This is a genomic window from Streptomyces xylophagus (genome assembly GCF_000716435.1).
GTDB lineage: Bacteria > Actinomycetota > Actinomycetes > Streptomycetales > Streptomycetaceae > Streptomyces > Streptomyces xylophagus.
Genome location: NZ_JNWO01000024.1, coordinates 61,498 through 75,345, shown reverse-complemented (window position 1 = coordinate 75,345; position 13,848 = coordinate 61,498). Strand labels below are relative to the sequence as shown.

Annotated in this window: 11 protein-coding genes; 2 read left to right on the top strand and 9 right to left on the bottom strand. The window is 70.7% G+C overall.

Going from position 1 to position 13,848, the window contains the following annotated elements; all coding sequences use genetic code 11:
* Positions 1 to 63 precede the first annotated feature (63 nt).
* Complete coding sequence (locus tag OO70_RS39795) at positions 64 to 1,092, bottom strand: LLM class flavin-dependent oxidoreductase (protein ID WP_043683066.1); 1,029 nt, start codon at positions 1,090 to 1,092, stop codon at positions 64 to 66.
* Between the two features lie 221 nt (positions 1,093 to 1,313).
* Between OO70_RS39795 and OO70_RS39790 the strand changes: the two genes are divergently transcribed.
* Complete coding sequence (locus OO70_RS39790; RefSeq protein WP_043683063.1) at positions 1,314 to 1,646, top strand: hypothetical protein; 333 nt, start codon at positions 1,314 to 1,316, stop codon at positions 1,644 to 1,646.
* Between the two features lie 13 nt (positions 1,647 to 1,659).
* Here OO70_RS39790 and OO70_RS39785 read toward each other — a convergent pair whose 3' ends face one another.
* From OO70_RS39785 to OO70_RS39765, 5 genes are all read right to left on the bottom strand, one after another.
* Positions 1,660 to 2,532 carry an ABC-2 transporter permease gene (locus OO70_RS39785; RefSeq protein WP_043683061.1) on the bottom strand — a complete coding sequence of 291 codons (873 nt, stop codon included), beginning with the start codon at positions 2,530 to 2,532 and terminating at the stop codon, positions 1,660 to 1,662.
* On the bottom strand, positions 2,529 to 3,836 hold the full coding sequence (locus OO70_RS39780) for an ABC transporter ATP-binding protein (RefSeq protein ID WP_043683059.1): 1,308 nt from the start codon (positions 3,834 to 3,836) through the stop codon (positions 2,529 to 2,531). The genes OO70_RS39785 and OO70_RS39780 overlap by 4 nt, the downstream gene beginning before the upstream one ends.
* Before the next feature lie 517 nt (positions 3,837 to 4,353).
* The gene (locus tag OO70_RS39775; RefSeq protein ID WP_043683057.1) at positions 4,354 to 5,124 is read right to left on the bottom strand and encodes an ABC transporter permease; all 771 of its coding nucleotides are present in this window, start codon (positions 5,122 to 5,124) and stop codon (positions 4,354 to 4,356) included.
* Position 5,125: 1 nt separating this feature from the next.
* A complete protein-coding gene (locus OO70_RS39770; protein WP_043683054.1) occupies positions 5,126 to 6,097 on the bottom strand; it encodes an ABC transporter ATP-binding protein in 972 nt (323 codons plus the stop codon).
* Positions 6,098 to 6,106: 9 nt separating this feature from the next.
* Positions 6,107 to 7,456, bottom strand: a complete 1,350-nt coding sequence (locus OO70_RS39765) for an MDR family MFS transporter (RefSeq protein WP_043683051.1) — start codon at positions 7,454 to 7,456, stop codon at positions 6,107 to 6,109.
* A 95-nt stretch (positions 7,457 to 7,551) separates the two neighbouring features.
* On the opposite strand from OO70_RS39765, the gene OO70_RS39760 reads away from it, so the two are divergent.
* Positions 7,552 to 8,118: a TetR/AcrR family transcriptional regulator gene (locus tag OO70_RS39760; protein WP_043683048.1), complete on the top strand. Its 567-nt coding sequence runs from the start codon at positions 7,552 to 7,554 to the stop codon at positions 8,116 to 8,118.
* Between the two features lie 52 nt (positions 8,119 to 8,170).
* Here the strand turns inward: OO70_RS39760 and OO70_RS39755 are convergent, their stop codons facing one another.
* From OO70_RS39755 to mce, 3 genes are all read right to left on the bottom strand, one after another.
* The gene (locus OO70_RS39755) at positions 8,171 to 9,106 is read right to left on the bottom strand and encodes a coiled-coil domain-containing protein (protein ID WP_043683045.1); all 936 of its coding nucleotides are present in this window, start codon (positions 9,104 to 9,106) and stop codon (positions 8,171 to 8,173) included.
* A 227-nt stretch (positions 9,107 to 9,333) separates the two neighbouring features.
* Positions 9,334 to 13,182: a polarized growth protein Scy gene (gene scy, locus OO70_RS39750; RefSeq protein WP_043683043.1), complete on the bottom strand. Its 3,849-nt coding sequence runs from the start codon at positions 13,180 to 13,182 to the stop codon at positions 9,334 to 9,336.
* Between the two features lie 208 nt (positions 13,183 to 13,390).
* Complete coding sequence (gene mce / locus OO70_RS39745) at positions 13,391 to 13,831, bottom strand: methylmalonyl-CoA epimerase (protein WP_043683040.1); 441 nt, start codon at positions 13,829 to 13,831, stop codon at positions 13,391 to 13,393.
* Between the last annotated feature and the right edge of the window lie 17 nt (positions 13,832 to 13,848).

The window sequence follows — 13,848 nt, the reverse complement described above, 5'->3', positions numbered from 1 at the left end:
ACGCGGGAGGTGCTTTTTGTACTGGGGCGGCAAGCTCCCCGCGCATCGTCCGGCGCGGATCGTTCAGCCGAGGTGGGGAAGCACCTCGGCACCGAGCCGCCGTACGTTCTCCTCGGTCGCCGCGAGGTCCCCGGACCCCTCGACGAGCAGCGCGAAGCGGGAGATGCCGGTCCGCTCCGAGGTCGCCGCGAGCCGGTCGGCGCACAGCCGCGGGGTGCCCACCGGGTGCAGTCCGCAAAGGAGTTCGGTGTACGCGAGCGGGTCGCGCATCCGGCGCTCGCGGTCGTCCACCGTCACATGGGCGTCCAGGCCCTGCTTCAACCAGCCCGGCATCGCCTTCACGAGGGCCTCCACGGCATCCGCGCGCTTGTCGGCGATCTGGCAGACGCCGGCCGACACATGGGCCGCGCCCTGGATCTCCTCCGCCGGCCGCCCGGCCGCCCGCGCCAACTGCCGCCACAGGGTGACCATCTCGGCCTTCTCCTCGTCCCCGACATGCATGCCGAGCAGCATCGGCAGGCCCCGCTCGGCCGCCAGCCGCACGCTCGCGGGAGAGGTGCAGGCGACGACGACCTCGGGGCCCGGCGCGTCCGACAGCGCCTCCGACGGCCTTGGTACGACCGGGACTTCACGGAAGGCGAAGCGCTCACCGGTGCCGGCGACCGACGGCTCGCGCAGCCAGTTCATCAGCAGATCGAGTGATTCCGGGAATCCCTGTTCGTAGGCCGCGAGGCCCGCGCCGAACACCTCCAGGTCGACCCACGGCCCGCCGCGCCCCACGCCCAGCGAGAAGCGCCCGCCGCTCGTCACGTGCAGCAGTGCCGCCTGCTCGCCGAGGGCGACCGGGTGGACGGTGGGCAGTACGCTGACCGCGGTGCCGACGCGGATGCGCTGGGTGCGGCCCAGCAGTAAGGCGGCCAGGGTGACCGCGGACGGGCATGTGCCGTAGGGCACGAAGTGGTGCTCGGCCAGCCAGACCGTGTCGAGGCCGGCTTCCTCGGCGACCTCCACGGAGCGGACCGCGCGGTGCAGGGCCTCCCCCTGGCCCTGCCCCGGGAACTGGGCCGCCAACACAAAACTTCCGACGCGCATGGCATTTCCTGCTTCCTTGGCTCCGACACGGAGCTCCCCCACCGGGCATAACCGCCCGACACGTGCCGAGGACACGGCCTGGCAAAGAGATTTGCGGATTGTCTGCAGAATGGGCGGCCCCGAGGGGGACTTGTGTGGGTTGATGCCCTTCGCATACCCCTGCGCGCGCCCCGTAGGCTGGACACAGCCCTTGCCTCCTGTATAGCCCCGTGAGGTGTTCTGTGTCCCCGCGTCGCAACCGACCCAAGGAGTCCGGTCCCTCCGGCCAGAGTGCCGACGAGGACCGCTCGGGCCGCTACGGCGGCTGGCAGTCCACGGAGCTCTGGCAGGGCGAGGAGTGGAGTGTGCGCCATGTCGCGGGGGCCAGCGCGCAGGGCAAGACGTACCGCTGCCCCGGCTGCGACCAGCAGATCCCCTCCGGTGTCCCGCATGTCGTGGCCTGGCCCGAGCACTCCGGGGTCGACGAGCGCCGGCACTGGCACAAGGCGTGCTGGAACGCGAAGGACCGCCGCACCACACGGGTGCAGCGGTCCAGGAACGCGCCGAAGTTCTAGTACGTGGTGAAGCTCACACGTCCCGCTGCTCCAGCAGCGCGACGGCGCCCGCGAAGGCGACGGCCGTCACACCGACGATGATCCACAGCGGGTCCCAGCCCGACGGGCCGGTCTCGGTGAGGGAGTTGGAGTAGAAGACGCTCAGCTGGTTCGGGATCGAGTACTCGAACAGCTTCTGGCGTACGTCCTCCAGCGACTGCGAGAACATGAACAGCGCGATGACCAGCGGGGCGAGCACAGCGCCGATCATGACGGTGATCGCGCCCGCCGAGTGCCGGATGATCGAGCCGACGATCAGCGAGAGCAGCCCGAGCAGCGCGATGTAGAGGGAGACACCGACGGTCCCCTTCAGCCACTCGGAGGCGGACGGGTCCTTGGCGCCGTTGTTCTCCAGCAGCGAGGCGTCCACGAAGGCGATGAACGTCGAGGCCACCAGTGTGACCACGAAGGCGACCGCGAAGAACACGATCGACTTCGCCGCGAGGACCCGGCCGCGGGTGGGGCAGGCGGTCATCGTCGTGCGGATCATGCCGGTGCCGTACTCGGAGGCCGTGGTCAGCACGCCGAGCGTGATGATGCACATGCAGCCGAGCAGCAGCCCGAAGAAGCCGTAGGACAGCGGGTTCTCGCCGTGCAGCTCCGAGGACGAGTTGCTGACGACGACGGCGGCGAGCAGCCCGATGCCGACGACGAGCACCACGAACACACCGAGCGTCCAGAGCGTCGAACGCACCGACTTGATCTTCGTCCACTCGGAGGCGAGCGCATGCCCGAGATGCGTGCGCACCACCGGGATCGGCGAGGTGTACCCGCCGTACGAAGGACCGGGCGCCGCCTGCCGGTTGGGCGCGGCTGCCTGCGGCATCGGGGGCTGGGGCGTACTCATCGGGCGTCCTCGGGCTTGGTCAGGTCGGCGGCGGGGGAGGCGGGTTGCGCGGCTGCAGCAGGGGCCGGGGTCGCATCTGCGGCCGGAGCCGGAGCAGCGGCCGGGGCCTGAACCGCCGGCGCACCCTGAGGCTGCTGTGTCGGCGTCTGCGGGGTCGCGGGGGCCGGAGCCCCGTACGGGCCCGGCATCGTCCCGCCGGGCGCCGCAGGGGCGGCGTACGGGTTCGGGGTGCCGTAAGGATTCGCCGGGGGCTGCCCCATCGCGAACGGCTGGCCGCCCTGTGCCGGTGACGGCGGTGCGTACCAGCCCGGCTGGCCCTGGCCAGGTACCGGCATGGGAGGTTGCGCGCCCGGCGGCAGCTGCTGCATCAGGCCGGCCTTCTGGTCGATCGTCGAGCGGTAGTCGACGGCGCCCTGCGTCATCCGCATGTACGCCTCCTCCAGCGAGGCCTGATGCGGGGACAGCTCCCACAGTCGTACGTCCGTGTCGTGCGCGATGTCGCTGATGCGCGGCAGCGCGAGACCCGTGACGCGCAGCCCGCCGTCCTGCTCGGGCAGCACGTGGCCGCCCGCCTCGGTCAGCGCGGAGGTCAGTTTCTCGCGGAGCTGGGGCTCGGTGTCCGGGGTGCGCACGCGCGCGAAGTCGGCGGAGTTCGCCGAGATGAAGTCCCGCACGCTCATGTCCGAGAGGAGCTGCCCGCGCCCGATCACGATCAGCTGGTCCGCCGTCAGCGCCATCTCGCTCATCAGGTGCGAGGAGACGAAGACGGTACGGCCCTCCGCCGCGAGCGCCTTCATCAGGTTCCGCACCCAGAGGATGCCCTCGGGGTCGAGACCGTTGACCGGCTCGTCGAACAGCAGCACCTGCGGGTCGCCGAGGAGCGCGGCGGCGATGCCGAGTCGCTGGCCCATGCCGAGGGAGAAGCCCTTGGAGCGCTTTCTCGCCACGTCCTGGAGGCCCACGACCCCGAGCACCTCGTCCACGCGCCGTGCCGGGATGCCCGAGAGCTGGGCCAGGCTCAGCAGATGGCTACGGGCGCTCCGGCCGCCGTGCACGGCCTTGGCGTCGAGCAGGGCGCCGACCTGACGGGGGGCGTTCGGCAGCTTGCGGTAGGGGAAGCCGCCGATCGTCACCTGTCCCGACGTGGGGTTGTCCAGGCCGAGGATCATGCGCATCGTCGTCGACTTGCCCGAGCCGTTGGGCCCGAGGAAACCGGTGACGGCACCGGGCCGCACCTGGAAGGAAAGGTTGTACACGGCGGTCTTGTCGCCGTAGCGCTTGGTCAGGCCGACAGCCTCGATCATGCTCCGCACCCATCGAAAGGATCAGGACAGCAGGGCACACGCCCCCGTAAGGGTTAGGAGGATATCGGGGCGCTGACGGTTCCGCTCAAGAGAAAGTAAAGCGATGGCCTTGGGTGAGGCCGTGGGGTCGCAGGTGCGGGGGTGTTTGGGTGCGGGCGGTGTGCTGCGAGGCGCCTCGACGGCGGTGCTCTCACGCGCCGTCCACCGCGCGCCCGAACGACTCCGCGGACGGCGCCCGCGCCGCCGTGCCATCGGCGACGGCCGCCGGTGCCGGCGTCTCTGCTGTTGTGTGGCCGAAGGCATCGGGCTGGGCCCCCGCACCGTTCACGGGCCCCGTCCGGGCGCCGTTGATGTCTCGCACTCGTGCGGGCCACCCCATCCCGCAGCCGGCGTCGCCCGCTGATGCCGGCGTCTCCGCCGTCGTGCGGCCGAGGCATCGGTGGCGCCGCCCAGGCACCGCGCGGGAGGCCCCGCCGGGGTGCCGTGACACCCCGTGAGCCGATCGACCGGCGGAGCCCTACGCGTCCCGCCGCTTCAGCAGGACATATGCCCCGGCCAGCGCCGCCGCCACCCACAGCGCCATGATCCCCAGTCCGCCCCACGGTCCGTACGGCGCGCTGTCGTCGACCGGGGTGACCACCTGCATGATCTTGCTGCCGGCCTGGTCGGGCAGGTACTGGCCGATCTTCTTCGTCGCGGAGACGTTGCCGAGGATGTTGGAGATGAGGAAGAAGAACGGCATCAGGATGCCCAGGGACAGCATCGGTGAGCGCAGCATCGAGGCGACGCCCATGGAGAACAGCGCGATCAGGGTCATGTAGAGCCCGCCGCCGATCACCGCGCGCAGCACACCCGGGTCACCGATCTCCGCCTTGTGGGAGCCGAGCATCGCCTGCCCGAGGAAGAAGGTGACGAAGCTGGTCACCAGCCCGACGACGAGGCACAGCCCGGTGGCCACCGCGATCTTGCTGAACAGGAAGGTGCCGCGCTGCGGGACCGCCGCCAGCGAGGTGCGGATCATGCCGGTGCTGTACTCGTTCGACACGACGAGCACCCCGAACACGATCATCGCGAGCTGCCCGAGACTCATCCCGGCGAAGCTGATGAATGTCGGGTCGAAGGACAGCTTGTCCTTCTCGCTCATGTCGTCGAACTGGTTCTTCGACAGTGCCGAGATCAGCATGCCGAGCCCGATCGTCACCACCAGGGCGAGGGACAGGGTCCATACCGTCGATGCCACGGAACGGATCTTCGTCCACTCCGACCGGATGACCTGGGTCGCCGCCATGTCAGTCCTTCTTCCAGCCGTCGCCCCAGCCCTGCTGCCGCTCGGCAGGTGCCACGGGGGATGGTGCGTCGGAATGCGCGTGGTACTCCACCGACTCCGCGGTCAACTGCATGAACGCCTCCTCCAGGGAGGCCTGTTGGGGACTCAGCTCGTGCAGCACGAGCTGATGCGACGCGGCCAGCTCCCCGATCTGCTCGGACTTGCCCCCGTCGACTTCGAGAACCCCGCTGCCGGACTCGACGACGGTGATCCCGGCCTGGTGCAGCACGTCGAGCAGCCGCTCGCGCTGCGGGGTGCGGATCCGGACGTACGACCGCGAGTTCTGCTGGATGAAGTCCGCCATGGAGGTGTCCGCGAGGAGCCGGCCCTGGCCGATGACGACGAGGTGATCGGCCGTCAGCGCCATCTCGCTCATCAGGTGCGAGGAGACGAAGACCGTACGGCCTTGCGCGGCAAGGGACTTCATGAGGTTGCGGATCCAGTGGATGCCCTCGGGGTCGAGCCCGTTGACCGGCTCGTCGAACATCAGGATCCGCGGATCTCCGAGCAGCGCGCCCGCGATACCGAGCCGCTGCCCCATGCCCAGCGAGAACCCCTTGGCCTTCTTCTTCGCCACGGTGGTGAGACCGACGGTGTCGAGCACCTCGTGCACCCGGGTCTTCGAGATGCCGTTGCTCTGCGCCAGGCACAGCAGATGGTTGAAGGCGCTGCGCCCGCCGTGCATGGCCTTGGCGTCGAGGAGGGCGCCGATGTACTTCAGCGGGTCCTTGAGCTGGTCGTAGTGCTGCCCGTCGATGCGTACGTCACCGGCGGTCGGCCGGTCGAGCCCGAGCATCATGCGCATGGTCGTCGACTTGCCGGCGCCGTTCGGGCCGAGGAAGCCCGTGACGATGCCCGGCCTCACGGCGAAGGTGAGGTTGTTCACCGCCACCTTGTCGCCGTACCGCTTGGTCAGCCCCGAGAGCTCGATCATGCGGCCACGCTAAGACGGCCGTTCGGCGGATGCCACCCGAACGGGCAAACAGAGTCCGACTACGCAGGCAACAACCGTGAACGCCGTGGCCCAGGCGAACGCGTGCGGGAAGGCCGAGCCGCCGTGCCCGTGCGCGAGGATCGTCGCCAGTACGGCGGTGCCGACGCCGCCGCCGAGCTGCTGCACGATCCGGACGGTGGTGCTCGCGTGCGGGATACGGGCGCGGTCGAGACCCTGGTACGCGCCCACCATGACCGCCATGTTGGCCGCGCTCACCCCGAGCCCGCGCACGACCAGCGCGACGGTGAGCAGCACGGCACCGGGGTGCGGGAGGACGAAGGGGAGGGTGCCGAGCGCGCACAGCAGCATGCCCGCCACCACGACCGGGCGCGGCCCGAGCCGGTCGGTCAGCGGCCCGGTGACCCGGGCCAGCAGACTGCCCACCCCCTGCGGGGCCAGCAGCAGCCCGGCCGCGATCACGCCCTCGCCGCGCACCTGTTGGTAGTAGAGGGGGAGCAGGAACATCCCGCCGAACAGGGCGAGCCCGTTCAGGAACGTCAGCAGCGAGGAGACGGCGAACGCGCGGTCCCGGAACAGCCGCAGGTCGACGAGGGGTTCACGGGCGCGCAGCGCGTGGCGGACGAACAGGGCGATGAGTACGGCGCCCACGGGGATCGCCGTCGCACGGGCCACACCGGTCTCGGAGAGGCCGTAGACGAGGGTGGCGAGGCCGGGGGAGAGGAGCAGGAGGCCGGTCAGGTCCAGGTGGTGGCCGGGGCGAGGGGTGTCTTTCGGGATGCCGCGCCAGGCGAGGGCCAGGGCCACGAGGCAGACGGGCAGGTTGACGTAGAAGATCCAGCGCCAGCTGAGGTGGCCGACGATCAGGCCGCCGAAGACCGGGCCGAGAATCGGTACGACCATGACGGGCAGGGTGATCGCCGCCATCAGGCGGCCGAGACTGCGTCCACCGGCGGCCCGCATCACCAGGGTCTGCATGACGGGCAGCAGCAGTCCGCCGCCGATGCCCTGGACGACCCGGAAGGCGATCAACGAGCCGATGTTCCAGGCGAGTCCGCACAGGAGCGATCCGGCGAGGAAGAGTGTCAGCGCGCCGAGCCAGACGTGGCGGGAGTCGAAGCGTTCGACGGCCCAGCCGGAGACCGGGACGACCGTCGCGAGGGCCAGCAGATAGGCCGTGCTCACCCATTGCAGGCTCGTCGTCGACGCGTTCAGGTCGTGGCCGAGGGAGTGCAGGGCTATGGAGACGATCGTGCTGTCGAGGAGCGGGGCGAGGGCGCCGAGGACGAGGATGCCGGCGAGTTTGCGGACGGCGGGGTCGAGGCGGGTGGTGGTCGACACGGTTCCCCCTTTGGAGACGGTGCGTCTCTTATTCGGTCCACGATAGGCTGGACCCGATAAGAGACGCAAGGTCTCCAAAGTGGAGGGTGTCAGTGATGACCGGAGAGCAGACGCGGCGGCGCGGGGCCGCGCTGGAGGCCGACATCCTGGACGCCGTATGGGAGGAGCTGGCCGAGGTCGGCTACGCCCGCCTCACCATGGAGGGCGTCGCGGCCCGCGCGAAGACCGGCAAGCAGGTCCTCTACCGGCGCTGGCCCAACCGCGCCGAACTCGTCAAGGCCGCCCTGCCCCACCGCACCGGCTTCCTCGCCGATCAGCTGCCCGACACTGGGGAGCTGCGTGCGGACGTGCTGGCCGTGCTGCGGCTGATGGTCGAGCGGCAGCGGGAGATCGGGCCCGATGTCATCCGGGGCCTGCTCGCCGAGGCGCCCGACCTGGATCCGAAGGTGTTCGGGATCATGCACGACATTCTGCTGACCCTGCTTCGGCGGGCCGTCGAGCGTGGTGAGATCCCCACCGCCGACCTTCCCCGACGGGTCGTCACCGTCCCCGCCCAGCTGCTGCGCTACGAAATGGTCATCTCCCGCGACCCGGTCGCCGACGCCCTCCTCGTCGAGATCGTCGACGACGTGTTCCTGCCGCTGGTGACCAGGCGCGGCTGAGGCCCGCACCCCCGAAGGGAATGCGGGCCTCAGCCGTACGACAATCGCTTGCTTACCGGGACTGCTGAGCCGGAACTCCACGAGAGATCGGCTCGTCCTCGACCGGCGAGCTCGCGGCGGCCACCGCGGCGCCGGTGAGCGTGGCGAGCATCTCGCGCACGTTCGTCAGCTGGGCGTTGATGCTGTCGCGACGGTTCGTCAGGGCGGCCAGCTCGCGCTCGGATTCCGAACGGATGCGGTCGGCCTTGGCGTTCGCGTCGGCCACGATGTCCTCGGCCTGGCGCTGAGCCGTCTCCACCGTCTGACGGGCGCGACGCTCGGCGTCCGTGCGCAGCTTCTCGGCCTCCAGCCGGAGCTGCTCCGCGCGGTGCTCGATCTCCGCGAGGCGCTTCTCGGCCTTCTGCTGACGGGACGCCAGGTCGCGCTCGGACTGCTCGCGCCGCTTGGCGAGGTTCGTCTCGAAGTCGGCGGCGGCCTGCGCGGCCTTGGCGCGGGTCTCCTCGAAGAGGGCGTCGGCCTCCTCGCGCTTCTGCTGCGCGTCCTTCTGGGCCTCGCCACGCAGCTGGGAGGAGTCGCTCTTGGCCTTCTCGACGATCCGGACGCCCTCGTCCTCCGCCTTGGCCTTGCGCTCCGCAGCGAACGATTCTGCGTCGTTGCGGACCTGCTGAGCAGCGGACTCCGCGAGTTCGCGGTGCTGCTCGGCCGCGCGCCGTGCCTCCTCGCGCAGGTCCTTGGCCTCTTCCTCGGCGAGGCGGAGGATCTTCTCGACCCGCGCGCCGAGCCCGGCGTACGACGGCTCTGCGTCGCTTACCTGGGCCGCGGCGTTCTGCGTTTCGAGGTGGAGTTCCTCGATGCGCTTTTCAAGAGCAGTGATACGGGCCAGAGCGCTGTCACGGTCGGAGACGAGCTTCGAGATGCGTTCGTCCACCTGAGCGCGGTCGTACCCACGCCGCACAAGCTCGAAGCCGTAGGGGGAAGTGTCGCTCATGGGGTTCCTGTCGAATGAGACCGGTGAGGTGATAGGGGGAATCCTAGGGGCCGAAGCGGTGTGTCATCGAGCGGATGCGTGTTTGATCTGGAGAATGACACCCCTTTTGAGTGGCTAACCGTCGGACCGCTTGCCAAAGATTTGCTCAAAGGCCCCAGAACACCCCGAACCTCACAGGGTCTTCCTAGCCTCAAACGGACCAGCCCCAGCCTCGAACGGACGAGCCCCTAGCCTTCAACGGACTTGCCACCCGAACGAGTTGCGCCCGCCGCGGCTCCCGCCTTGACCCCGCCGTCCTTGGCCGCCGTAGGGGCCTCGAAAGACTCCAACGCCTCCAGGACGTCTTGGACACGGGAGATTTCGGCATTGATGTCCTCGCGGCGGCGGACCAGCACGTCGAGTTCGCGCTTGCCCTCCTCGACCGTGCGGCGGGCCTCGCGGATCGCCTCCGCCTTCAGCTCCTCGGCCTCACGGATCAGCGTGGCCTTCTTCTGCTCGGCCTCCTTGAGGAGACCCTCGGCCTTCTTCACCGCGGCGATACGGACCTTGCCCGCCTCGGAGTTGGCCTCCGAGACCAGTTCCTTGGCCTTCATCTGGGCCTTGCCGAGCTGCTCCTCGGCCGCCTTGATGAGCGCGTCGCAGCGGTCGCCGGCCGACCTCATCGTCTCGGCCGACTCACGGCGGGCCCGCTCGTGCAGGTTCTCGATCTCGGTCGTGATGCGGTCGCGCAGCTCCTCCGAGCGCTCCCTTATGGCGGTGGCGTCCCGACGCGCGCCGACGAGCAGCTCGTCCGCGTCCGTACGGGCCTGCTCCACCCGGGAGTTGCCCTCGACCGTGCCCTCGGAGACCAGCCGGTCGGCTTCGTTGCGGGCCGCGCCGACCATGGAGTCGGCCTGCGCCTCGGCGTCCGCCGTCGTCTTCTGCGCCTGCTGCTGAGCCTCGCTGAGCAGCTTGTCGGCCTCGGCCGCGGTCTCCGTGATGAGGGTGTCGACCTGCTCGGCCGCCTCGGAGCGGCGCTTGTTGGCCTCCTTGCGGGCCTCGTCCAGCGTCCGCTCGGACTCCTCGCGGGCCGCCGTGGTGACCCGCTCGGCCTCCGCCTCCGTGTCCGCCTTGAGACGGTTGGACTCGATGCGGGTCCGCTCGGCGTGCAACTGCGCGGCACCGACCGTCTCGGCGGCCTCGGCGCGCAGTCGCTCCGCGTCCCCGGTCGCGTCCGAGATCAGCTTCTCGGCCTTGGCCACGGCCTCCGACCGCACCCGCTCGGCCTCGTTGATCGTCTCCGTCTGGAGCCGCTCCGCCTCCGCCGTCACCTCGGTGATGAGGGTGTCGGCCTGCGTCGCCGCGTCCGAACGGATGCGGTTGGCGTCCTCGCGGGCGTCCGCCCGGGCCCGCGCCGCGTCCTGGTCGGCCTGCGCGATCGCGTCCGACGCCTCCGTGCGCACCCGCTGGGCGTGCTCGGCGGCCTCCGAGCGCAGCCGCTCGGACTCCGCGATCGCGTCCGAAACAGTGTGCTCCGCAAGGGCCTTGGCGGCGTCCGTCTCCTCGCTCGCCCGGCGCCGGAGCCGGTTGGCGTCCTCGGTGGCCCGCTCCCGCTCGCTGTAGGCGTCGGCGCGGACCCGGTCCGCCTCCTCCTGCGCCTCGCGCCGGGTACGGTCCGCCGCGTGCTCGGCGGCCGACCTGAGCCCCTGGATCTCCTGCTGGGCCACCTCGTGCAGCCCGGCGACGGAGTCCCGTACCTGCTGGGCGTGCTGTTCGGCGCCCGACACCATCTCGGTGGCGTGCCGGTCGGCCTCCTCGACCAGCCGTACCGCCTCGGCCTGTGCCTCCTCGACGCGGTTGCGCGCCGAGGCCAGCAGCTCCTCGCTCTGCTCGCGGGCCCGCTCGCGCTCCTGCCCGGCCTCCTCACGGGCCGACCCGAGCAGCTCCTCGGCCTCACGACGACGCCGTACGGCCTCCTCCTGGGCGGCGGCCAGCGTCTCCGACGCCTCGATGGCGAGCCGCTCGGCGGCGGCCTGTGCCTCCGCGCGGACCCGGTCGGCGGTGTCCTGCGCCTCGGTCTTGAGCCGCTCGGCCTCGGCGGAGGCCTCGGACCGCAGGCGTACGGCGATGGACTCGCCCTCGGCGCGGGAGGCGGACGCGTCGGCGGCGGCCTCGTTGCGCAGCCGGTCGGCCTCCGTCTCGGCCTGCGCCTGGAGGGAGCGGATGCGGTCGGCGGCCTCGCCGCGCAGGCGTTCCGTCTCCTCGGCGGCCTCGCGGCGGATCCGCTCGGCCTCCTCGCGGGCGTCGGTCAGTGCCTGCTCGGCAGCGGCGAGCCGCTCCTCGGTCTCCGTGTGCAGCCGGGTGAGGCCCTCGGCGGCCTCCTCGCGGCGTGCCTCTATGGCCCGCTCGGTCTCGTCGCGCAGGTCGCGCGCCGCCTGTTCGGCGTCGGCCTTGATGCCCTCGGACTGCTCGATGACCTCCGAGCGGTGCCGCTCCGCCTCCTTGCGGGTGCGGTCGAGGGTCTCCTCGGCCTGCCGGCGCAGGGTGGTGGCGCGCTCGATGGCCTCGGTGCGGACCTTCTCGCTGTCCGTGGTGGCGGTCTGGCGCAGCTCGTCGGCGTCGGCGCGGGCCTTGGACAGCAGTTCCTCGGCGGTCTTGGCCGCCTCCTCGATCTGCTGGACGGCCTCGCGGCGTGCCTCGGCGCGGATGCGCTCGCCCTCGCCGACCGCGTCGGCGCGCAGCTGCTCGGCCTCGCCGCGCAGCCGGCGGGCCTCCTCCTGCAGCTCGACCGTCTTGGCGCGGTACTCCTTGGTGTCGTCCTTCGCCGTGCCCTTGAGCTGTTCGGCGATGTCGTGCGCCTGGGCGCGCAGCCGGTCGGCCTCGGCCTCCGCCTCGGAGCGGATCCGCTCGGCCTCCTCGGTGGCGGCCTTCGTGGTGTTCTTGGCGTCCTCGGACGCCTTGTCGAGGACGTCCTCGGCGGTGCGGGCGGCCTTGGCGAGCTGGGAGGCGGTCTCCTCGGCGGTGAGGCTGCGGGCGTTCTCCTCGGCCTCCGCGACGATCTTGTCGGCCTTGGCCTGGGCGTCGGCGACGATCTGCTCGGCGTCCGACTTGGTGGTCTCGGCCTCCTTGGTGGCCTCCGTGACCAGCCGGGCGACCTGCTCCTTCGCCGTCCGTGTGCGCTGCTCGTTCGCGGACTCGGCGCTGGAGAGGGCCTTGGCGGCGGCTTCCTTGGCCTCGGAGAGGACCTTCTCCGCCTCAAGTCGTGCTTCACGCAGTGAGGTTTCGGCCTCCGCCATGCGCGTCTCGGCGGCCCGGCTCAGCTCGGTGGCCTGACGGCGGGCGCTGTCCGACTCGTTGACCGTGGAGCTGCGCAGCTGCTCGGCGTGGTCGGTGGCCTCCTGGGCCTGCGAGGAGGCCGCGTTCAGCAGTCGCTCGGCGTCCGTGCGGGCGCGGCGCAGGAGTTGCTCGGCCTCCGCGCGGGCGGCCTCGGCGTCCATCTCCAGCCGCTGCCGGGCCTCGGCGGCGACCCGCTCGGCCTCGGCGCGGGCGGCGGCCAGGGCCTGCTCGGCCTCGGTCCGCGACTCCTCCACGAGACGGCGGGCCTGTGCCTCGGAGCGGGCGCGCAGGTTCTCCGCCCACGACACGTTCTCGTTGACGTGCGACTCGACGGTCTGCCGGCGTTCCGACAGTTCCTGGTCGAGCTGCTGGCGCCGGGTCACCGCCTCCTGGTGCAGCTCCGCCTGGAGGCGGGCCGCGTTCTCCGCGTGCTCCTGGAGGATGCGCTGGGTCTGCGCGCGGGCCTGGCTCAGCTCCCGCTCGGCGTCCTGCCGCAGCTGATCCGCCTGGACCTGGGCATTACGGAGCATCTGCTCGGCCTGATAGCCGATGTCACCGCCGTCGTAAGCCGGCCGGGACATGAGGGTGCGGCGCGCCTCGTGCAGCTTGGCGCGCAACACCTCGACCTGGTAGCCGAGGTCCTCGGCATGCTGGATCGCCTTTTCCCGCTCGGTCTTCAGCCGCTCCATCTCGGCCTCGAACCGAGAGAGGTGGTCGACGTCAGCCGCCGGCTCTCGCTCCTGGCGTTCGTAGCCCCGCACTGCGCGGTCCCATCCGTCCCCTGGTCGCGGTTTACTCCAACGAGCTCCGTCCGTCCGCCGAACGGGGCTCCCGGGGAATGGTGTCAGATCAACGGCCGAGCACGGGCTGCTGCCCCGACGCTCGCCCCCGAAACCGGACCCCGGCATGCGGTCACTCCGGACTTCGGGAGCGACCGACCCCAACCCTACCGGCCCATATGTACGAGGGTCAGTGCTCAGGTGACTCAACAGGCGCCGAAGTGACCAGTTCTGTCAGTACGCCATGGCAATCCTTTGGATGCAGGAACGTGATCCGTGACCCCATGGAGCCGCGCCGGGGCTCGTCGTACAGAACGCGTACGCCCTTCCCCCGGATGTCCTCGGAGTCCGTGTCGACGTCCGCCGTACCGAAGGCGATGTGGTGGACCCCCTCCCCGTTCTTCGCCAGCCACTTTCCTACAGCGGAGTCCTCGCGGGTCGGTTCCAGGAGCTGGAGGTAGGAGGCGCCGCCGTCGTCCGTGTTGTTGATCTTCAACATGGCCTCGCGTACGCCCTGCTCCTCGTTGACCTCGGAGTGGAACACCTCGAAGCCGTACGTGGCCCGGTAGAACTCGACTGTCGTGTCGAGGTCGAAGCAGGCGATCCCGATGTGGTCGATTCGCGTCAGCATGTATGTAGTGCAGCGCT